The following is a 19575-nucleotide window of genomic DNA, read 5'->3' on the forward strand; positions in this document are numbered from 1 at the left end:
ACCCCGTGGAAACATTACCATATTGCCATGCGAGTGAAAACTTGATCAAATTCGCGGCAGCGGTGACAGCGATCACCGAACCAAAGGGAGATTAGAATGAAGAATACCATCCTGACCACGACAGCCGCCGTCACACTGATGGCAGGCGCGGCCACCGCCCAAGAGGTGCGTGTCTACAACTGGTCCGACTATATCGACGAGGCCCTGCTGGAAAAGTTCGAGCAGGAGACCGGCATCGACCTGATCTATGACGTCTTCGACAGCAACGAGGTCCTGGAGACCAAGATGCTGGCAGGCGGATCGGGTTATGACGTTGTCGTGCCCACCGGCACGTTTCTTCAGCGTCAGATCTCGGCCGGCGCCTTTCAGAAGCTGGACATGGAGCAGCTGCCCAATCGCGAGAACATGTGGGACGTGATCCAGGAGCGTACCGAGCAGTACGATCCCGGCAACGAGTATTCGATCAATTACATGTGGGGCACCACGGGCATCGGCGCCAATGTAGGCAAGGTGACCGAGCTTCTGGGCGAGGACGCGCCGATCGACTCGCTCGATCTGATCTTCAAGCCGGAGAATATGGAAAAGCTGGCCGAATGCGGCGTGCATTTCCTGGACGCCCCGACCGAGATGATCCCCGCCGCGCTGAAATTCCTGGGCGAGGATCCCGACAGCAAGGACCCCGAGGTTATCGCCAAGACCGAAGACGTGCTGATGGCGGTCCGCCCCTATGTGACCAAGTTCCATAGCTCGGAATACATCAACGCGCTGGCGAATGGCGATATCTGCGTTGCCTTCGGCTGGTCCGGGGACATTCTGCAGGCGCGCGACCGTGCTGCCGAGGCCGAGAATGGCGTCGAGATTGTCTTCAACGCCCCGACCGAGGGCGCGCTGATGTGGTTTGACCAGATGGCAATCCCGGTGGACGCGCCCAACCCCGAGGGCGCACATACATTCCTGAACTTCATCATGGATGCCGAGAACATGGCGGCGGCGTCGAACTACGTCTATTATGCCAATGGCAACAAGGCGAGCCAGGAGTTCCTGGTCGAGGACGTGATCGACGACAAAGCGATCTATCCGGGCGAGGCGACACTGGAGAACCTTTACACCGTGACGCCTTATGGCCCCAAGGTTCAGCGCGTCGTCACGCGCCTTTGGACCAAGATAAAATCGGGCACCTGATCCCCGGACAATCCCGACCCGCGCAACATCTGTTGCGCGGGTTTCTTCAAACCCCATCCGGGAGCGATGATGAGCGAGACCGTTTTCGAGCCGTGGAACGACCCACAGGCCAAGCCGCTGATTCAGTTCAAGAACGTGACCAAGCGTTTCGGCGACTTTACCGCAATCGACAACCAGACATTCGATATCTACGAGCGCGAATTCTTTGCTCTTCTGGGTCCCTCGGGCTGCGGCAAGACAACGATGATGCGAATGCTGGCCGGTTTTGAAAAACCGACCGAAGGCCAGATCCTCCTGGCCGGTCAGGACATGGCGCCCATCCCGCCCAACAAGCGCGCGGTGAACATGATGTTTCAATCCTATGCGCTCTTTCCGCACCTGTCGGTCTATGACAACATCGCCTTCGGCCTGAAACGCGACAAGATGGACAAAGACAAGATCGCCGAACGCGTGGCCCAGATGCTGAAACTGGTCCGGCTGGAAAAATTCGCCAAGCGGAAACCCCACCAGATTTCCGGCGGCCAGCGCCAGCGCGTCGCCCTCGCTCGCAGCCTCGCCAAGGCGCCCAAGCTCTTGCTGCTGGACGAGCCCTTGGGCGCGCTCGACGCCAAGCTGCGGCAGGACACGCAGTTCGAGCTGGTGGATATCCAGGAAAAGACCGGCACCACCTTTGTCATCGTGACCCATGACCAGGAAGAGGCGATGACAGTGGCCAGCCGCGTGGCCGTGATGGATGACGGCAAGATCATGCAGGCCGACACGCCCGCCAATATCTACGAAGTGCCCAATTCGGTCTATGTCGCCGATTTCATCGGTGATGTGACCATCATCGAGGGCCGCGCCAACAAGAACGGCAATGGCTATGACATCGCCTTCGCCGAAGGCCAGCCGACGCTGCACGCGGAATCGGAGAAATCCTTTGCCAACGGCCAGACCTGCCATCTGGCAATCCGGCCCGAAAAAGTAGCGATTACCGCCGAAAAGCCCGAAACGCGCAACGCGCTCAAGGGCAAGATCCTCGACATCGCGTATCTGGGCAACCTCTCGACCTACCATGTTCAGTTGGACAACGGGCAGATCGTCAAGGCGCAGACAGCCAATACGCGCCGGCTCTCGCGCCGCAGCTTCACCTGGGAGGATACCGTCTGGCTTAGCTGGACCGACACTGCCGGTGTCCTGTTGGAGGGCTGAGCGATGCGCCGCGTTTTCCTGATCGCAGTCCCCTATCTCTGGCTTGTTGCACTGTTTCTGGTGCCGTTTCTGATCGTGCTGAAAATCAGCCTCAGTGACATCGCGCTCGCCATACCGCCCTACACCCCGACGCTGGACTTCGGTGAAGGCTGGGCCGGAATCAAAGAGTTTTTCTCTGCGCTCGACTTTGAAAACTTCGAGTTCCTGACCACCGACGATCTCTACTGGAAGGCCTATCTATCCTCGCTGCAGATCGCGTTCATCGCCACGCTTCTGACGCTGATCGTGGCCTATCCCATCGCGTATGGCATGGCATCTGCACCCGATCACTGGCGTCCGACACTGATGATGCTGGTGATTTTGCCGTTTTGGACCAGCTTCCTCATCCGGGTCTATTCCTGGGTCGGGATCCTATCGGGCGAGGGGTATCTGAACCAACTGCTGCTCAGTATCGGTGTCATCTCCGAGCCGCTGACGATCCTGAACACAAACATCGCGGTCTATATCGGCATCGTTTACACCTATCTGCCGTTTATGATCTTGCCCATCTATGCCGCCCTTGAGCGGATGGACGCCTCGCTTCTGGAGGCGGCCGAGGATCTGGGGTGCAGCCGCATCACTGCGTTCTGGCTGGTCACGTTCCCACTGTCCAAGAACGGGATCATTGCAGGGTGCTTTCTGGTGTTCATCCCGACGATCGGTGAATTCGTGATTCCGTCCCTTTTGGGCGGTTCCAAGACGCTGATGATCGGCAAGGTTCTTTGGGAGGAATTCTTCAACAACCGCGATTGGCCCGTCGCCAGCGCCGTTGCGGTGATCCTGCTGATTATCCTGATCATCCCCATCATCCTTTTTCAGCGGAACGAGCAAAAGCAACGGGAGGCCGAAGGATGAGGCGCGTCACATGGTTCAACTCCACTTCCCTGACACTGGGCTTTGCGTTTCTCTATCTGCCAATGGTCATCCTGATCATCTACAGCTTCAACGAAAGCCAGTTGGTGACGGTCTGGGCCGGGTTCTCGACCAAATGGTATGGCGAGCTGTTCAGAAATGAGGCGTTTCTGGACGCAGCATGGGTGACGATCAAGGTGGCGGTGATATCGTCCTCCATCGCCACCGTGCTCGGCACGATGGCGGCGGTCGTTCTGGTGCGCGCAGGCCGGTTTTCGGGGCGTACGCTTTTTTCGGGGATGATCTATGCCCCTCTCGTCATGCCCGAAGTCATAACGGGTCTGTCGCTGCTTCTGTTGTTCATCGGGCTTAATATCGACCGGGGCGTGATGACCATCGTTCTGGCGCATACAACATTCTCGATGTGCTACGTGTCGGTCGTCGTCTCGTCCCGCCTTGTCAGTTTCGACCAATCGCTGGAGGAGGCGGCGCTGGATCTCGGCTGTTCGCAAATGCAGGCTTTTTTCCTCGTGACGCTTCCCATCATCGCACCCGCCGTAATCTCGGGATGGCTTCTGGCCTTCACGCTCAGCCTCGATGATCTGGTGATCGCAAGCTTTACCGCCGGCCCGTCCTCGACCACGCTCCCGATCAAGATCTGGTCGTCGATCCGCCTTGGCCTCAGCCCCGAGATCAACGCGCTTTCGACGCTGATGATCGCCATCGTAGCGGTCGGTGTGATCACCGCATCCCTGGTTAGCAAGCACAGCAGCCTCAAACGGCAGGCGGATGAGCGTGCGGCGGGCGCATGAAGCGCATTTATCCCGCCCACGCCTATGGCGAGGCGCCGCGCGCCACCTGTTACTGGCCTGTCACGACCGAAGGCGTGGCCAACCCGCCCGCGCGCGGCACACTGACAGCAGATGTCGCGATCATCGGCGCGGGGTTTACCGGCCTCTCGGCCGCGCTGCATCTGGCCGAGGACGGCGCGGATGTCATCGTGCTGGAGGCGCAGGATGTCGGCTGGGGCGCCTCAGGGCGCAATGGCGGGTTTTGCTGCCTCGGAGGCTCGGCTGCCAGCGACAAGGCCCTGACCCGCATGTATGGGGAAGACACGCGCCGCGAGTTTCGGATGACCGAGAAACACGCGGTAGAATTTGCCGCAGGGCTGATCGAGCGTCACGGAATGCAGGTCGACCGCCACTCGCAGGGCGAGACCGTGATGGCCCATACGCCCGCGGCCTATGACGGGTTCGAAACGCGCGCCCGCGAGATCGAGCGCGATTATGAGGTGACGCCCACCATCGTCGCACCCCATGAGCAGGCTCAGAATGGTATGTCAGGCCCGTTTCACGGCGCCATGACCACACCCATCGGCTTTGCGCTCAACCCGATGAAATATATCCAAGGTTTGGCCGCCGCCTGCCGCGCCGCTGGCGTCCGCATCCGCGCGCACAGCCCCGTTCATCAAATCGACCAAGGCGCCAGCTTCAATCTCCAGACGCCCGAGGCGCGGGTTCAGGCACGCCGGCTGATCGTGGCCACGAATGGCTACAGCTCGGACGATCTGCCCGACTGGATGAAGGGCCGATACCTGCCCACGCAGTCAAATGTTCTGGTGACGCGGCAGATGACCGACGAAGAGTTGAGCCAGCAGGGCTGGACGACGCGGCAGGCATGCTACGATGACCGCTTTTTTCTGCATTACTTCCGACTGATGCCGAATAACCGTATGCTCTTCGGCATGCGCGGCGGCCTGTTCAGCGCGCCTTGGGCCGACAAGAAGATGCACGGCAACATCCGCCATCATTTCGAAGAGATGTTCCCAGCCTGGGCCCATGTCGAAACCCCGCATAGCTGGCACGGCCTGCTGAGCATCGCGCGCGATCTTACGCCCTTTACCGGGCCGATCGACACGATGCCCGGCGCCTTCGCCTCGATGTCCTATCACGGCAACGGCGTGGCGATGGCAACCTATGCGGGCGCGCTGCTGGCCGATCTGGCCATGGACCGCGCGCCCGGCAATCTCTACCCCGAGATCATGAAACGCCCGCCCAAACGCTGGCCCTTGGGCCGGTTCAGGCGGGCGTGGTTCTGGCCCGTCTACGGTGCGATGTGGGCGACAGGCGCCTGAGCGCCTAGCGCATCACCATGATCGCCTTGGCATTGGTGAATTCCTTCATGCCGAACCCGCCATGTTCGCGGCCGTACCCGGCATCCTTGACCCCGCCAAAGGGCATATTCGGCGTCGCCATGCCGAACCCGTTGATAAAGACCATTCCGGTATCGAACTCTTCCGCCGCCAGCTTGACTGCGGCCTCGGTATCTTGCGACAGGATACCCCCACCAAGACCATAGCGGCTGTCATTGGCGATGCGCATGGCATCCTTGTCATCCTTGGCGCGGATCAACGACGCGACGGGACCGAACAGCTCGTCATCATAGGCGGGCTGACCGGGCGCCACATCGGCCAGCACGGTGGCAGGATAGAAATAGCCGTCGCCGGTTGGCTTTTCACCGCCGCACAGGATGGTTGCCCCGTTTTTGACACTCTGCTCCACCTGCTCGTGCAGATCGTCGCGCAGATCTTCGCGCGCCATCGGTCCGATGTCGCTGTCATCGCTGGTCGGATCGCCCGCCTTGAGCGCGCTCATCTTCTCGACGAAAGCATCGCGGAACGCGTCGTACATCGAGTCGACGACAACAAAGCGTTTCGCCGCGACACAGGTCTCGCCATTATTATAAACGCGGCCCGTCACACAGGTCTCGACAGCCGTGTCCAGATCGGCGTCGGATAGAACCAGATAGGCGTCGTTTGATCCCAATTCCAAAACCGTTTTCTTAAGCGCCTTGCCGGCGCGTTCCCCCACATGGCTTCCCGCGCCGGGGCTGCCCGTCAGGGTCACGCCGCGCACCTTATCATTGTCGATTACGTGGTCCGATTGATCGTGGCTGATGACGAGAACAGTAAAGAGATTCTCGGGCAAGCCCGCATCGCGGCAAATCTCTTCCAGCATCAGACCCGACCCGGTGACATTGGCCGCATGTTTCAGCAGCACGCCATTACCGGCCATAAGATTGGCGATGGAGTAGCGCACCACCTGGTACGCAGGGAAGTTCCATGGCTGAATGCCATAGATGACGCCGAGCGGCGAGTGAACAACCTTGCCGCGCTTGCCATTGGCAATCTCACGATCTTCGGGCGCCAGCTCCTTGGGGCCGTTTTCGGCAGTGTAATCGCAGATCGCGGCGCAGAGATCGATCTCTTGATACGATTGCTCCAATAGCTTGCCCATCTCTTGGGTCATCAGCTGGGCCAGCTCTTCCTTCCGGTCACGCAGACCTTGGCCGATAGCCTTCAATACCTCGCCACGTTCCTCGTGGCTCTTTTTGCGCCATCCCTCGAAAGCTTTGTGGCAAGCGTCGATTTTACCTTCCATCTCGGCATTCGAAATGTGGGTATAGCTTTGGATTTCGGTCCCGGTGGCGGGATTGATCGTCTGAAACGTATTGGTCATTGCAGCCTCGCATTGATGTGCATTTGCAGACCGAACGCGCCGGTGCCCGGCGATGTTCCATCACCCTTGCGGCGTACGCAGCGCGCGGGCGCGCCCTCGCTTGAGGCCCAGATGATGCTCGCGCAGGATAATCGCGATCCCCGCCGCCGCGATCAGCGCCGCCCCAATCAGCATCGGCACGGTCGGCACCTCATCGAAAATGAAATAGCCGATCAGCAGCGCAAAGATCATCGAGGCATAGTCGAATGGTGCGACGATGCTGGCATCCGCATAGCGATAGGACAGCGTGAGAAAGATCTGAGCCGCGCCGCCCAGAATGCCCGCCAGCACAAGCTGGCCCAACAGCCATCCCGATGGAATCACCCATCCAAACGGCATGGTCAGCGCTGAAAGTGCGGTGGCGGTAACCGAGAAATAAAAGGCGATGGCCGCCGGATGTTCGGTCTGCACCATCGAACGGATGGTGATCTGTGCGATCGCCGCGCAGGTGGCACCGACCAGGACCACCGCTGCGCCCAGCGCCTCTGAGGCAGCCACCGGCGCGCCTCCGAAAACGGTCAGTTTCGGTGCGAGAATGATCAACACGCCGACAAGGCCGATACAGACGGCGCCAATGCGAAACACGCCGACACGCTCGCCCAAAAAGAGGGCAGCAAAGATCACGATCAACAGCGACGAGGTGTAGCTAAGCGCGGTGACCTCGGGCAGCGGCAAGAGCGCGAGACCGGCGAACATCATGGCCATCGCCATCGTGCCTGCGACGCCGCGCCGCACGTGCCCCCAGATGGATTTGACACGCAGCCCGGTTGTCAACTGGCCCAGCATGATCAGCCAGACCACCGTCACCGGCATCGCAAAGAAGGAGCGAAAGAAGACGGCCTGACCGGGTGGCACCGCGTCCGACGCCGCCTTGATCAGCGACGACATAATGATGAAGAGAACGACCGCGCAAAGCTTCAGCGTGATCGCCTTGACCGGCTGCATCGGCATGGCTCCTGTAATGCGCCATGCATGCGCCCGGCCAGACCGGAGGTCAAGGGCCGGGCGCCGGTCTATAGTCTGCGCCTCTAGCTGCGGGGCAATACCCAATCAGCGCGCGGGAAATGGCAGGTATAGCCGTTGGGCACCCGCTCAAGATAATCCTGATGCTCGGGCTCTGCCTCCCAGAAATCGCCCACCGGCTCAACCTCGGTTACGACCTTGCCGGGCCAGTTGCCGCTGGCCTCGACATCCTTGATCGTGCGCAGCGCCTCCTCGCGCTGAGCCTCATCAACATAGTAAATCGCCGAGCGATAGCTGATGCCACGATCATTACCCTGCCGGTTCAGCGTCGTCGGATCGTGGATCTGGAAAAACAGCTCGAGTATCTCGCGATAGCTGATCTTTGCGGGATCGAACATGATTTCAATCCCCTCGGCATGCGTGCCGTGATCGCGGTAGGTGGCATTGGGCACATCGCCGCCCGTATACCCGACCCGCGTCGAGACGATGCCATCCCGCTTGCGGATCAGATCCTGCATACCCCAGAAACAACCCCCGGCCAGAACTGCGCGCTCTGTGCTCATGCCACATCCTCCACTTGATTCAGATACTCGCCATAGCCTTCGGCTTCCATTTCATCCTTTGGCACAAAACGAAGCGAGGCCGAATTGATGCAGTAGCGCAGGCCGCCACGGTCCTGTGGGCCATCCGGAAAGACGTGGCCCAGATGGCTGTCGCCATGCGCGCTGCGCACTTCGACGCGGCGCATGCCCAACGTGTCATCCGAAAGCTCTGTCACATAAGCGGGCTCTATCGGTTTCGTAAAGCTGGGCCAGCCGCAACCGCTTTCATACTTGTCCGACGACGCGAATAGCGGCTCACCCGAGACGATATCAACGTAAATGCCAGGCTCCGTGTTGCCGAGATACTTGCCCGTGCCGGGCCGCTCGGTGCCGCTTTGCTGCGTCACGTGGTATTCTTCGGGGGTCAGTCGCGCGATGGCGTCCGGATCCTTGGTGTAGCGGGTCATAATGCGCTCCCTTTTCGTGTGATGTTGCCCTCATAAATGGCGGGCGCGCGGGAATTTCCAAACGATATTTCAGATGGCTCGCAAGGTATTGAAAGCCACCCATGTTTTTTCTTGGGCAAAATACCCAAATCGCTCAGGCCACAATCAGGGCAGACGCCCGCAATAAGAGTGCCATCACGGCGCCAAAAGGTCCTTGATGTCGTCTTCATCGACAGCACGCTGAAGCCCTGCAAAGTCGCCCTGCAGAATATCCCGCGCTGCCGTTATCGCTGCGCCATAGCCCACCCGCGCCAGCGCGCCGCCGATCGTGATGCGCCCTGCACCCATGGCCGCGAACTCGGCGCGCGTCACTTTGGCAAATGGCCCGGATGCCAGCACGTTGACCGGGATGGAAACCGCGTTGACGATGCGCTGCAGCGCCGCGCTGTCCGGTGGGGCCGGCACATAGACGCAATCCGCGCCTGCCGCCTCATACGCGCGAATGCGGCGGATCGCCTCGTCGCAATCGTAATTGCCCAGCATCACGCCGTCGGCCCGCGCCACGACCACGAAGTCCCGCGGCAGTCCGCGCGCGCCACTGGCCGCGGCGCGGATCCGCTCGACCGCAAGGTCAAAGCCGTAAGAGGTAAAATCGGGCAGAGCCGTATCCTCGATGGAACAGCCCGCCAGCCCGGCCTCTTGCGCCAAGCGAATCGTTTCGGCCACCGTCTCGGGCGCCTCGCCGAAACCGTTTTCAAAATCTCCCGAGACAGGCACCGATACCGCCGCCACGATGTCCTGCGCATGCGACAGCGCCTCATCGCGGCTGAGCGTGCCGCCATCGACGCGCCCCATCGAAAAGGCATGGCCCGCCGAGGTGGTTGCAAGAGCCTGCGCCCCCAGCGACTGCATCATGCGCGCCGATCCCTTGTCCCATACATTGACGATGGTGACAGGATCGCCCCGGCGATAGAGGGCGCGGAAGTCGGCCCCGATATCGTTCATGCGGCGTTCCAATCCATGACAACCTTGCCGGAATTGCCGGAAATCATGGCCTCGAACCCGGCCTCGAAATCGTCGATCCCGATGCGATGCGTGATGAGGCCGCTGACATCGAGTCCCGATTGAACCAACGCGATCATCTTGTACCACGTCTCGAACATTTCGCGGCCGTAGATGCCCTTGACATGCAGCATCTTGAAGATGATCGCATTCCAATCTACGGCGAACTCGGTCGGCGCGATGCCCAGCAGGGCGATCTTGCCGCCGTTGTTCATGCGGCTGATCATCTGCTGCATCGCCGCCGCCGCGCCCGACATCTCAAGGCCCACGTCAAAGCCTTCATGCATGTCGATCCGTGCCATCACATCGCTCAGCTGCTCTTTCGAGACATCGACGACATGCTGCACGCCCATGCGGCGCGCCAGATCCAGGCGGTAGGGATTGATATCGGTGATCACCACCTTGCGCGCGCCCACCTTCTGCGCAACCAGCGCGCCCATGATGCCAATCGGCCCGGCGCCGGTGACCAGCACATCCTCGCCCACCAGATCAAAGCTGAGCGCGGTATGCACGGCATTGCCGAACGGGTCGAAAATGGCGGCGATCTCGTCCGGCACATCCTCGGGGATCGGCACGACATTCATTTCGGGAATGCAGACATATTCGGCAAAGCTGCCGGGCCGGTTGACGCCCACGCCCTTCGTGTTGCGGCAAAGCTGCCCGCGCCCGGCGCGGCAATTACGACAGGTGCCACAGACGATGTGACCCTCACCGCTGACCCGTTGCCCGATCTTATAGCGGGTCGCTGCGCTGCCCGTATCGGCGATTTCGCCGACGAATTCATGCCCGACGACCATCGGCACGGGCACCGTCTTGGCGCTGAATTCGTCCCACTTCCAGATATGCACGTCGGTGCCGCAAATCGCGGACTTCGTGACCTTGATCAGCACATCCTTCGGCCCCGGCTCGGGCACCGGGACATACTCCATCCACAGGCCCGGCTCGGGGCGCGATTTCACCAGCGCCTTCATTTCGTTCTTCATGAGATCACTCCCAATTCGCGGCCCACGACCGCGAAGGCGTCTATCGCTTCGTCCAGCATCTCGCGCGTCAGTGCCGCGCTCATCTGCGTGCGGATGCGGTCTTGATCCTTTGGCACGACCGGATAGCTGAAGGCGGTGACATAGACCCCATGGTCGCCCAGTTTTGCCGCCATCTGTTGCGCCAGCTTCGGATCACGCAGCATAACGGGGATGATCGCATGCTCACCCGGAAGCAGCTCGAATCCCAGCTCGGTCATGCGGGTGCGGAAATGCGCGGCATTGTCCCAAAGCTGCGCGCGCAGATCATCGCCCTCCTCGATCAGATCGAACATGGTCAGCGAGGCGGCGGCGATCACCGGCGCAAGCGTGTTCGAGAAAAGATACGGGCGCGAGCGTTGACGCAGCCAATCGACCACCTTGGCAGAGGCTGCGGTATACCCCCCCGACGCACCGCCCAGCGCTTTGCCCAACGTGCCGGTCAGGATATCGACCCGTCCCATCACGCCGCAATGCTCGATGCTGCCGCGCCCGGTCGCGCCGACAAAGCCGGTGGCGTGGCAATCATCCACCATCACCAGCGCTTCATATTTCTCGGCCAGATCACAGATCTCGTCCAGCTTGGCGTAGTAGCCATCCATCGAAAAGACGCCATCCGTGGCGATCAGGCGATGCCGTGCGCCCTCTGCCTCCTTCAGGCAGCGCTCCAGATCCGCCATATCGCTGTTGGCATAACGATAGCGCTGCGCCTTGCACAGGCGCACGCCGTCGATGATGCTGGCGTGGTTCAATGCGTCGCTGATGATTGCATCCTCGGGGCCGAGAATCGTCTCGAACAAACCGGCATTCGCGTCAAAACAGCTGGGGTAAAGGATGCTGTCCTCGGTCCCAAGGAACTCGGCGATGCGCGCCTCCAGCGTCTTGTGCTCTTCTTGGGTGCCACAGATGAAACGCACCGACGCCATGCCGAACCCGTAGCGGTCCAGCGCCTTGTGGGCCGCCTCGATGATCCGCGCATCATCGGCCAGCCCAAGGTAGTTATTGGCGCAAAGATTGATGACTTCGGCGCCGCTCGCCAGCGATACGCGCCCCGACTGCGGCGATGTGATGACCCGCTCGGTCTTGTAGAGGCCCTCGGTCTTCAGATCTTCCAGGCGGGCGCCGATGTCGGCATCAAATGTCTGGGCGGCTGTCATGGCAAAATCCTTTCGGTGACTCGCGTTTTCCTGATGGTATCGCATCAGAGAGCTCGGTGACATGGGCTGCGCTCAGATTGCGATCCTGGGCCGGCCCGAGGCTTCGACTGTGATCTCACCCTCGAGGAACACCTGCCGCGCCTCGGCTTCTGCTGTGCGCAGATCGCGTGTTGCCGTAATGTGGATATCCTCGGCCCCCGCAGCAACGGCATCAGCGCGCGCTGCCGACTCGAGCGCGCGTTGCAAGGCATCCAGTGCCGCCTCCGCAGTGCGATGATCCTCGGGCCCGGTCTCCAGATGAACCCGAAACAGTCCCTCGGAGGGCGACGTGACAGTGCCGCTGCGCCGGATCGTGACCCGGCCGACGATTGCGCCGATGGCGTTTGCGACGCCCGCATGCCGTGGCAAAATCATCTCGCACCCCAGCCGCGCGCCGACCGCGGGATAATAAGTGGCCGCAGAAGCGCCCAGACCAACGACCGGAACGTTCAGTCCGGCGTCGACCCTCAAGAGGCCGCGATGGCGGTCCAGCCCGCGTTCCATCAGAACGTGGCGCGCCAAGAGATCGGGCGGCAGGCCGAAACTGTCGGCCTCCTCCGCAAATCCAGCCTCAAGGATCGCCAGCACCGTCTGACGGGTCAGCTGATCTACGATCATTTGCGCCATCTCTTGTACGTTGCCTGCGATCAGATTGCCCGATCCCGTACGCTTTCGCGCCAGCAACGCCAGCGCCTTTTCCGCTGCCTCAACATCCCATGCGCCAGCTTGGCTCAGAACATGGCTGGCATCTGATGGCGTGACGCCAGACACCTGAACCAGCCCTCGCGCCACCAACCGGCGCAGCGCCTGACCTTCCAGCCTGGTGCGCAGAACGGCGCCAACCGGCTGCACGCCGCCTTCGATGATGCGCAGTAACAGACCCTCGTCGCGCTCGGCCAACCCGCCCGCCTCAATGCCGGGCACCGCCCGCACGAAAACGCCGTCATGCTCTCCGGGAACGGTTGCGCGCATTTGGGCGTCGAGAGCGCGCTGGACCACCTCGGGCGCCTCATACGCAATCAGGCTGACCGGCAGCACCCGGCGCGGGCCCAAGGTCAGGCCGCCGATCAGGCCATTATCCGCTAGATGGACCTCACTATCGCCGCCAAGACCAGTGGTGCGCATCGCCACCGCCTCTACCATGGTGCGCCATGGACCAACCTGCGCACCCCCGGGGTCAATCATTGGCTTGCCGCCACGCAAGATGGCCACGTCCGTCGTCGTCCCGCCGATATCCGAAACAAGCGCCGTCTCGGCTCCGGTCAACCACCGCGCCCCCACAATGGATGCGGCTGGGCCACTGAGAATCGTCTCTATCGGGCGCTCTCGAGCCTGTTTTGCACTGATAAGCGCTCCGTCGCCGCGGACCACCATCAGCGGCGCAGCGATCCCAAGATCAGCAAGCTTGCCCTCGGCCTTGTCTATCAACCGGGCAATCATCCCGATGAGACGCGCATTCAGCAGCGCAGTGAGCGCCCGCTTTGGTCCATTTAGCTTTGCAGACAGATGATGCGAGCATGAAACAGGCTTGCCTGTCACGTCCTGGATCAGACGTTGCGCTGCCAATTCGTGCTCGGGATTACGCGTGGCAAATTGCGCAGCAACCGCATAGGCCGAGATGCCACGGTCCTCACGCAGCCACGCATCGAGCGCGTTCAAGTCCAGCGCCCGCGCCTCGTAGCCCGCGTGATTGTGACCGCCACTCAGGATCAAGGCCGGATCGCCCGCCAGCGCCGCGCGCAGCCCATGCCCCTCCAGATCCTGCTCGCGAAAGCCGATATAGATCAGGCCTGCGCGCCCGCCCTGCCCCTCGACCAGCGCATTCGTCGCCAGCGTGGTCGACAGCGAGGCCAGCGCGATATCACCGGGCGCGGTGCCACTCTGGGACAGAACATTCTGAACCGCAGCACCAATCCCGATCGCCAGATCGTGCCGTGTCGTCAATGCCTTGGCGCTGGCGATGACCTGCGTTTCGTCGCGGATCAAAACCGCGTCGGTATAGGTACCGCCCGTATCGACCCCTAGCAAAATCGCCATGCCCTAACTCCCGCAGCAGCGCTTGGTTTGCTGTATGCCGGAACTCAGGGCTGTTCCATCCCTTTCGCGGCATCCTGCAGTCGCTCAAGCGCCCAGCGCGCCGCATCGACGACTGTTTCATCCGGATCATTCACATGCGGACGCGCCGCCTCGGCCAAATCGGGCTGGCCGGAATTGCCAATGGCGTAAAGCACGTTGCGAAGAAAACGGTTCCGCCCGATCCGCTTGATCGGGCTGCCCGAGAATTTGGTGCGGAAGGCTGCATCATCCAGCTGTGCCAACTCAGCCAATGGCGGCGCGCGCAGGTCGTCGCGTGCGTGGTAACGCGTCTCACGCGCCTCTTGGGCAAACTTGTTCCAAGGACAAACGGCGAGGCAATCGTCGCAGCCATAGATCCGGTTTCCCATCAGCGCGCGCAGGTCCGGATCGACCGGGCCGTGATGCTCGATGGTCAAATACGAAATGCAACGCCGTGCATCCAATTGGTAAGGTGCAGGAAAGGCCGCCGTCGGACAAATATCGAGGCAAGCCCGACACGACCCGCAATGATCGGATTCGCCCGTATCAGTCTCGATTTCCAAAGTGGTGAAGATGGATCCGATGAAAAACCAGCTGCCCAAATCCCGGCTGACCAGATTGGTATGCTTGCCCTGCCAGCCCAGACCGGCCGCCTCACCCAGCGGTTTTTCAGGCACTGGCGCGGTATCGACGAACACCTTCACCTCGGTGTCCTGACCGGTCTCGGCGATAAGCCAGCGCGCCACCCGCTTCAAACGTTTCTTGACCAGATCGTGATAGTCTTTGTTCTGCGCATAGACGCTAATGGCACCCAATGCCGGACGCTCCAGCACTTCCAAGGGATCATGCTCTGGCGTGTAGCTTTCCCCCAGCATGATGACCGAACGCGCTTCGGGCCAGAGCGCGGTGGGATCGGCCCGCCAATGGCTACGCTCTGCCAGCCAGCCCATCTGGCCATGTCGCCCCTTGTCCAGAAACTCGGATAGGCGCGCCGGCACTTGAGGCACGTCACCAGGCCGACAAATGCGCGCCAGATCGAAGCCCTCGGCCTGCGCGTGTGCGATCAACCTGCTCTTGATGTCATCCATGGTTCATCTTGGCAAAAATACTCATCGAACGGCAGCAATCAAAAATCGAGGTTCGAGTAGTGGCGCGGCGGCGGAAAGCCGGACACCTGGTCAGCCAAGATACTGCGAAATGCGGGGCGCGACTTGATCTTGGCGTACCAATCCTTGACCACATCGCTGCGGTTCCAATCGACATCCGAGATGTAGTCCAGCGCACTCAGATGCGCTGCGGCGGCAAAATCGGCAAGCGTCATCACATCACCCGCCAGCCAACGGCGTTGCTCGAGCAGGAAAGCCATGTAATCGAGGTGATACTTGATCGCTTTCGCACCCGATTTGACATTGCCGCTATCGGGAAAGCCGGCGCCGGTGATCTTCTTGTTGACCCGCTCATAAAGCAGTTTTGACGTCACCTCGTGGTGGAACTTGTCATCGAACCAGGCGACCATGCGGCGTACTTCGTAACGGCCATCGGCGCCGCGCGGCATCAGCGGAGGCTCGGGGTACTTCTCTTCCAGGTATTCGCAGATCGCGGTGCTTTCGGGTAGGGTCTTGCCGTCGATGCGCAGCACAGGCACCTTGCGGGCCGGGTTGCGGCGATGAAAATCCGGATTCTCTTCCCAATAACGCTCTTCGATCAGCTCGCATTCGATTTTTTTCTCAGCAAGGCTCAGACGGACCTTGCGGCAGAAAGGCGATAAGGGAACGTGATAGAGCTTGGCCATGACGTGGCGGACCTTTGTTGCGAGGACTGCCCTTCCATGCCCTTTAGCCGGTTGGTTTTCAATCCTCGAAACACGCGGCGCGGCCGTCGCGGCGGATCGTGGCCGCGCCATCCATGATCGACGCGGTCCTCTTTCGCACCCAATTGGACGGCCGACTGGCCGAGCGCCCCTTGGGATCGGGAAGAATGGCGGCAAGCCGCGCGGCTTGCAGCGCCGAGAGGTCCGCGGCCTCGACCCCGAAATAGTGGCGCGCTGCGGGTCCGATGCCGAAAATGCCTTCGTCGAACTCGGCGACGTTCAGATAGACCTCGATGATGCGGCGCTTGGACCAGGCAGCCTCCATGGCGGGTGTGATGACCGCCTCCAGCGCCTTCCGCGGCCAGGATCGGCCATGCCAGAGATAGACGTTCTTGACCGTCTGCTGACTGATCGTCGAGGCGCCGCGCGCGCCGCCGCGCTCCAGTACCTGCCGGATCGCTCGCATGTCGAAACCCCAGTGGTTGCAGAAATCCGCATCCTCCGCCGCCACGGCGGCCCGCGCCATCACCGGGGCTATATCGTCAATCGGGGTCCAGACATAAGCAATTTGTCCAAGACGCCGCGCCTCTTGTTTCATGTAAAACGTCGGGCCGGGAGCCATCACCCGGTGCCACACCACGGCCACGCCGATGACGAGACCCCCTGTGATCAGCAGCCAAAGCGCCCAGCGCCGCAGCCACGCCAGGGGCGCGCGGGAAATGAGCGTGTCCTTGGTGGTGCTGCGGGGCATTGCGGGCCTCTATAAGATGCGCGATCGCCACATTGGCAGATCGCGCAATTGAGTGTTTTCAGAACAATGAAAGCACGCGGCCCTCAGCCGGCCAGATGATCTACAAGTTCGACATGCTGGGCAAGGCGCCGCACCTCGGCCAGGTAGCGATCGACCAGTGCCGGATCGTGCGGGGCGGGGCTGACACCGGCCGGAAGCTCGCCAGCGAGGGCCGACTCGATCGCCATCGAGAGCGGGATCGAGACGAGCCGCGCCATGGCCGTGCCGCGTTCGTCGCCCCATGCGTCCATCACATAGGTCTTGTGCCAGACCGTGGCGCCGTCCCGCTCGGCCTTGAGCGAGACGCACATCACCACGCGGTCGGGCTCGCCCTCGTCATAGGCATGCTCGCCCCAGAACGTGTCGGACATCTCGCGCAAGCGCGCGTCGCCCTCAGGGCCCTGCAACGTCTCGACCTCTTTGAAGACGTCCGCCCATGCCTCGGTCCAGCCATTGAGACGCAGGGTGCCCCGCACGAATTCCTTGATCCGCCAGTTCGGGTCAAAGCCGTAATCCTCGATGAAAGGCAGGCTGTCGCGGTTGGGATAGACCTCGAACGTCTCGGGCGCGGGCAGCGGCGCGGAGTAGCTGCTGATCGCGTCCCAGGGGCGGTCGACGCGCAATTCCGCATGATCGCGGATCGAGCGCGAGGGCGAGCGCAGCGCCTTGAGCACGCCGAGGGGCGACCAGCTGAACTTGTAGCGAAATGCGTTTGGATGCTTGGGGATGCCGCCGCAATAGCTGAGGAAGGTCAGGTCGTTCTCGGGGTCCACCTCGCCGCTGGCGCGGTAATCCGCGATCAGCGCGTGGGCCATCAGGTGGTCGATGCCGGGATCGAGGCCGATCTCGTTGACGAAGGTCAGGCCCGCTGCCTCGGCCCGCGCATGCAGCGCGCGCATCTCGGGCGCGATGTAGGACGAGCTGGCGAAATGCGCGCCCTTGGTTAGGCAGAGCTCGGCCAGCGGGACATGCCAATCGCCGGGCAGCATCGAGACCACAATGTCGCCTGCCTGCACCTCGGCCGTCAGTGCGTCCATATCAAAGGCCTGAATGCGCTGCGTCAGATCACCCACGGCGTCCTGCGCCTTGCCGATACTGCGGTTCCAGACGGTCACTTCATGCCCCGCCTCAATCAATCTGCGCAAACCTGGGATAGCCGAGAGGCCAGTACCGCACCAATGTATTGTCATGTCAAAGGCCTTTCATCGCGTCTGTAAATGTCTCATGCGCCCGTCCCCAGACGCCGCAGTCAAGATGGCCCAACCCGCGCAGCGAGGGCAAGAGCAGCGCGGAAAAGTCTTGGCTTGCCTCGACCGGCAAGAGCGAGGGCAGATTGTCGATGGCCATCACATCCATGGGTGGCGCGTCATGGACGCGGCGCGCGGGCGCGGCCCAATCTGTGGCCTCGTCGTAAATCGGCACCGGGTTGTAATCGCTGTCCGGATCGCAGGCGACGTCACCGATTACGGTCAGGTCACGGGGCGCGTCCAGTGCAGAGGCGGGGACAAAAACCGGCGTACCGGGCCGTGCAAAGATGCAATTGAGGAACATGTCGTGGGCGAGGATTTCGGGAAACGGCCCGCCCTTCGACGTCTCGTTCATGTCCCAGCGTGTGGGGGCGAGGCCCAGCGCATCGCAGAGGTCAGCCGCTCCGGTCCCGACGCGGCCCAGCGCGCCGATGATGATGGCCGACGGCGCACGGAGCCCTTCGAGATCACGCTCAAGGTCGGCAAGCAGAGCGTCCTTGCCCGAATAGGTGCCCACAGCCGGGCAAATGCCGCCGCGTCGCTGCGCGGCCCATGATTTCACCGTGACGGCGGCGCCCGCATACCCCGCCCAATAGCCAAAGGCGGCAACACGGCGCCCCTGACCATCAACGAGATACTCCAGATCATAAAGCGTGCCGCCGCCCGCCTTGAACCGCTCCAGCAGCGCGCGGCCGGAATGCTGCCCCTTGAAGGCGTGGCCGAACATGATGTGGCGATGCCGCAGGGGCGTGCCATCCTCGGGCAGTTCCTTGAGGCCGAAGATGATGGCATCGTCGGGCGCCTCGGGCCAACTGCCCTCGGGGGCGATGGTGCATCCCGCATCGCGGTAGCCGTCTATCGGGATGGCGCGCTGGCGGCTTTCCTCGACCGTCACTGTCATGCCCTCGGCGATGAGCGCGCGCGCACCGTCGGGTGTGAGTCCGACGCGTTCCTCATTGGTGCGCTGCTCGGCGCGGACCCATAGATGTGTCATGTTCAGCCTCCCTTACAGCATACCGGCAGCGCGGACGGCCTTGACCGACTCGCGCTCTTCCATCGCGGCCATGAAGGCGGTGATCAGCGGATAGCCATCCACATCGACGCCGTCACCCTTCAGCCAGAGGCACATCACAAAGAGATGCGGATCGGCCACCGTCACATGATCGCCCATGACATACGGCCCTTTGAGGCAATGATCCTCGATATAGGTTGCGCTGGCGGCCATCGTCTTGGGCACTTGCGCGCGCATGTCGGCGTGGCTTTCCTCCTTTTCGGCCCAGCGATAGGCGCGGGGGCCATGTGCGTGGTTGGGCTGTACCGTGCTGGCGAGGTAATGCATCACGCCGCGCACGCGCGCAGCATCCAGCGGCGCCTCGGGCATCAGCCCGGTATCGGGCGCGACAGCGGCAATGTAATCAAGGATGGCGCCTGTCTCGGTCAGGACCCTGCCATCTACCTCCAGCGCAGGCACCCGGCCCTTGGGGTTGATGGCGTGATACTCGGGCTTGGTCTGCTCGGCATCCTTGAAGCTGACCTTTTGTGCGTCAAAATCGAGGCCCGCCTCGTGCAGGGCGATGGCCACCGCAATGGATACGGTGCCGGGGGCGTAATAGAGTTTCATGTC

Annotated in this window: 19 protein-coding genes; 5 read left to right on the top strand and 14 right to left on the bottom strand. The window is 61.8% G+C overall.

Annotated features, from left to right (window positions below; genetic code table 11):
• The first annotated feature begins 96 nt into the window (after positions 1 to 96).
• The 5 genes from BW975_RS01010 (at position 97) to BW975_RS01030 (ending at position 5398) form a co-directional block, all read left to right on the top strand.
• Positions 97 to 1182 carry a polyamine ABC transporter substrate-binding protein gene (locus tag BW975_RS01010; protein WP_076530203.1) on the top strand — a complete coding sequence of 362 codons (1086 nt, stop codon included), beginning with the start codon at positions 97 to 99 and terminating at the stop codon, positions 1180 to 1182.
• A gap of 69 nt (positions 1183 to 1251) precedes the next feature.
• Positions 1252 to 2373 carry an ABC transporter ATP-binding protein gene (locus BW975_RS01015; RefSeq protein WP_076530205.1) on the top strand — a complete coding sequence of 374 codons (1122 nt, stop codon included), beginning with the start codon at positions 1252 to 1254 and terminating at the stop codon, positions 2371 to 2373.
• A 3-nt stretch (positions 2374 to 2376) separates the two neighbouring features.
• Positions 2377 to 3267 (top strand): ABC transporter permease subunit, encoded by an 891-nt coding sequence (locus BW975_RS01020; protein WP_076530206.1) that lies wholly within the window; start codon positions 2377 to 2379, stop codon positions 3265 to 3267.
• A complete protein-coding gene (locus BW975_RS01025) occupies positions 3264 to 4076 on the top strand; it encodes an ABC transporter permease (RefSeq protein ID WP_076530208.1) in 813 nt (270 codons plus the stop codon). Before BW975_RS01020 ends, BW975_RS01025 begins: the two co-directional genes overlap by 4 nt.
• Positions 4073 to 5398: an NAD(P)/FAD-dependent oxidoreductase gene (locus BW975_RS01030; RefSeq protein WP_076530210.1), complete on the top strand. Its 1326-nt coding sequence runs from the start codon at positions 4073 to 4075 to the stop codon at positions 5396 to 5398. The genes BW975_RS01025 and BW975_RS01030 overlap by 4 nt, the downstream gene beginning before the upstream one ends.
• Before the next feature lie 4 nt (positions 5399 to 5402).
• Here BW975_RS01030 and BW975_RS01035 read toward each other — a convergent pair whose 3' ends face one another.
• The 14 genes from BW975_RS01035 to BW975_RS01100 form a co-directional block, all read right to left on the bottom strand.
• The gene (locus tag BW975_RS01035; protein WP_076530211.1) at positions 5403 to 6782 is read right to left on the bottom strand and encodes an NAD-dependent succinate-semialdehyde dehydrogenase; all 1380 of its coding nucleotides are present in this window, start codon (positions 6780 to 6782) and stop codon (positions 5403 to 5405) included.
• Positions 6783 to 6842: 60 nt separating this feature from the next.
• Complete coding sequence (locus BW975_RS01040; protein ID WP_076530213.1) at positions 6843 to 7766, bottom strand: DMT family transporter; 924 nt, start codon at positions 7764 to 7766, stop codon at positions 6843 to 6845.
• 83 nt (positions 7767 to 7849) lie between these two features.
• The gene (gene msrA / locus BW975_RS01045) at positions 7850 to 8347 is read right to left on the bottom strand and encodes a peptide-methionine (S)-S-oxide reductase MsrA (RefSeq protein WP_076530214.1); all 498 of its coding nucleotides are present in this window, start codon (positions 8345 to 8347) and stop codon (positions 7850 to 7852) included.
• The gene (gene msrB / locus BW975_RS01050; protein WP_076530216.1) at positions 8344 to 8793 is read right to left on the bottom strand and encodes a peptide-methionine (R)-S-oxide reductase MsrB; all 450 of its coding nucleotides are present in this window, start codon (positions 8791 to 8793) and stop codon (positions 8344 to 8346) included. Before msrB ends, msrA begins: the two co-directional genes overlap by 4 nt.
• 174 nt (positions 8794 to 8967) lie before the next feature.
• Positions 8968 to 9777, bottom strand: coding sequence for an isocitrate lyase/PEP mutase family protein (locus tag BW975_RS01055; RefSeq protein ID WP_076530218.1), 810 nt, complete (start codon positions 9775 to 9777; stop codon positions 8968 to 8970).
• Positions 9774 to 10817, bottom strand: coding sequence for an L-threonine 3-dehydrogenase (tdh, locus tag BW975_RS01060; RefSeq protein WP_076530220.1), 1044 nt, complete (start codon positions 10815 to 10817; stop codon positions 9774 to 9776). Before tdh ends, BW975_RS01055 begins: the two co-directional genes overlap by 4 nt.
• Complete coding sequence (locus BW975_RS01065; protein ID WP_076530221.1) at positions 10814 to 12010, bottom strand: glycine C-acetyltransferase; 1197 nt, start codon at positions 12008 to 12010, stop codon at positions 10814 to 10816. The genes tdh and BW975_RS01065 overlap by 4 nt, the downstream gene beginning before the upstream one ends.
• 72 nt (positions 12011 to 12082) lie before the next feature.
• On the bottom strand, positions 12083 to 14086 hold the full coding sequence (locus tag BW975_RS01070; protein WP_076530223.1) for a hydantoinase/oxoprolinase N-terminal domain-containing protein: 2004 nt from the start codon (positions 14084 to 14086) through the stop codon (positions 12083 to 12085).
• Positions 14087 to 14130: 44 nt separating this feature from the next.
• Complete coding sequence (gene queG, locus BW975_RS01075; RefSeq protein ID WP_076530225.1) at positions 14131 to 15192, bottom strand: tRNA epoxyqueuosine(34) reductase QueG; 1062 nt, start codon at positions 15190 to 15192, stop codon at positions 14131 to 14133.
• A gap of 38 nt (positions 15193 to 15230) precedes the next feature.
• Positions 15231 to 15896 carry an FtsZ-binding protein FzlA gene (gene fzlA, locus BW975_RS01080; RefSeq protein WP_076530226.1) on the bottom strand — a complete coding sequence of 222 codons (666 nt, stop codon included), beginning with the start codon at positions 15894 to 15896 and terminating at the stop codon, positions 15231 to 15233.
• 58 nt (positions 15897 to 15954) lie between these two features.
• Positions 15955 to 16665, bottom strand: coding sequence for a monofunctional biosynthetic peptidoglycan transglycosylase (mtgA, locus tag BW975_RS01085; protein WP_076530228.1), 711 nt, complete (start codon positions 16663 to 16665; stop codon positions 15955 to 15957).
• An 83-nt stretch (positions 16666 to 16748) separates the two neighbouring features.
• Positions 16749 to 17894, bottom strand: a complete 1146-nt coding sequence (locus tag BW975_RS01090; RefSeq protein WP_076530229.1) for a saccharopine dehydrogenase family protein — start codon at positions 17892 to 17894, stop codon at positions 16749 to 16751.
• 1 nt (position 17895) lies between these two features.
• Positions 17896 to 18945 (bottom strand): saccharopine dehydrogenase, encoded by a 1050-nt coding sequence (locus BW975_RS01095; protein WP_076530231.1) that lies wholly within the window; start codon positions 18943 to 18945, stop codon positions 17896 to 17898.
• Between the two features lie 12 nt (positions 18946 to 18957).
• Positions 18958 to 19572 (bottom strand): glutathione S-transferase family protein, encoded by a 615-nt coding sequence (locus BW975_RS01100; RefSeq protein ID WP_076530233.1) that lies wholly within the window; start codon positions 19570 to 19572, stop codon positions 18958 to 18960.
• Between the last annotated feature and the right edge of the window lie 3 nt (positions 19573 to 19575).

This window comes from Roseovarius nanhaiticus (assembly GCF_900156535.1).
Classification (GTDB): Bacteria; Pseudomonadota; Alphaproteobacteria; order Rhodobacterales; family Rhodobacteraceae; genus Roseovarius; species Roseovarius nanhaiticus.

Coding starts and splice junctions, on each gene's coding strand:
- BW975_RS01010 (WP_076530203.1), top strand. CDS start 97: ATGAAGAATACCATCCTGACCACGACAGCCGCCGTCACACTGATGGCA.
- BW975_RS01015 (WP_076530205.1), top strand. CDS start 1,252: ATGAGCGAGACCGTTTTCGAGCCGTGGAACGACCCACAGGCCAAGCCG.
- BW975_RS01020 (WP_076530206.1), top strand. CDS start 2,377: ATGCGCCGCGTTTTCCTGATCGCAGTCCCCTATCTCTGGCTTGTTGCA.
- BW975_RS01025 (WP_076530208.1), top strand. CDS start 3,264: ATGAGGCGCGTCACATGGTTCAACTCCACTTCCCTGACACTGGGCTTT.
- BW975_RS01030 (WP_076530210.1), top strand. CDS start 4,073: ATGAAGCGCATTTATCCCGCCCACGCCTATGGCGAGGCGCCGCGCGCC.
- BW975_RS01035 (WP_076530211.1), bottom strand. CDS start 6,782: ATGACCAATACGTTTCAGACGATCAATCCCGCCACCGGGACCGAAATC.
- BW975_RS01040 (WP_076530213.1), bottom strand. CDS start 7,766: ATGCAGCCGGTCAAGGCGATCACGCTGAAGCTTTGCGCGGTCGTTCTC.
- msrA (WP_076530214.1), bottom strand. CDS start 8,347: ATGAGCACAGAGCGCGCAGTTCTGGCCGGGGGTTGTTTCTGGGGTATG.
- msrB (WP_076530216.1), bottom strand. CDS start 8,793: ATGACCCGCTACACCAAGGATCCGGACGCCATCGCGCGACTGACCCCC.
- BW975_RS01055 (WP_076530218.1), bottom strand. CDS start 9,777: ATGAACGATATCGGGGCCGACTTCCGCGCCCTCTATCGCCGGGGCGAT.
- tdh (WP_076530220.1), bottom strand. CDS start 10,817: ATGAAGAACGAAATGAAGGCGCTGGTGAAATCGCGCCCCGAGCCGGGC.
- BW975_RS01065 (WP_076530221.1), bottom strand. CDS start 12,010: ATGACAGCCGCCCAGACATTTGATGCCGACATCGGCGCCCGCCTGGAA.
- BW975_RS01070 (WP_076530223.1), bottom strand. CDS start 14,086: ATGGCGATTTTGCTAGGGGTCGATACGGGCGGTACCTATACCGACGCG.
- queG (WP_076530225.1), bottom strand. CDS start 15,192: ATGGATGACATCAAGAGCAGGTTGATCGCACACGCGCAGGCCGAGGGC.
- fzlA (WP_076530226.1), bottom strand. CDS start 15,896: ATGGCCAAGCTCTATCACGTTCCCTTATCGCCTTTCTGCCGCAAGGTC.
- mtgA (WP_076530228.1), bottom strand. CDS start 16,665: ATGCCCCGCAGCACCACCAAGGACACGCTCATTTCCCGCGCGCCCCTG.
- BW975_RS01090 (WP_076530229.1), bottom strand. CDS start 17,894: ATGACAATACATTGGTGCGGTACTGGCCTCTCGGCTATCCCAGGTTTG.
- BW975_RS01095 (WP_076530231.1), bottom strand. CDS start 18,945: ATGACACATCTATGGGTCCGCGCCGAGCAGCGCACCAATGAGGAACGC.
- BW975_RS01100 (WP_076530233.1), bottom strand. CDS start 19,572: ATGAAACTCTATTACGCCCCCGGCACCGTATCCATTGCGGTGGCCATC.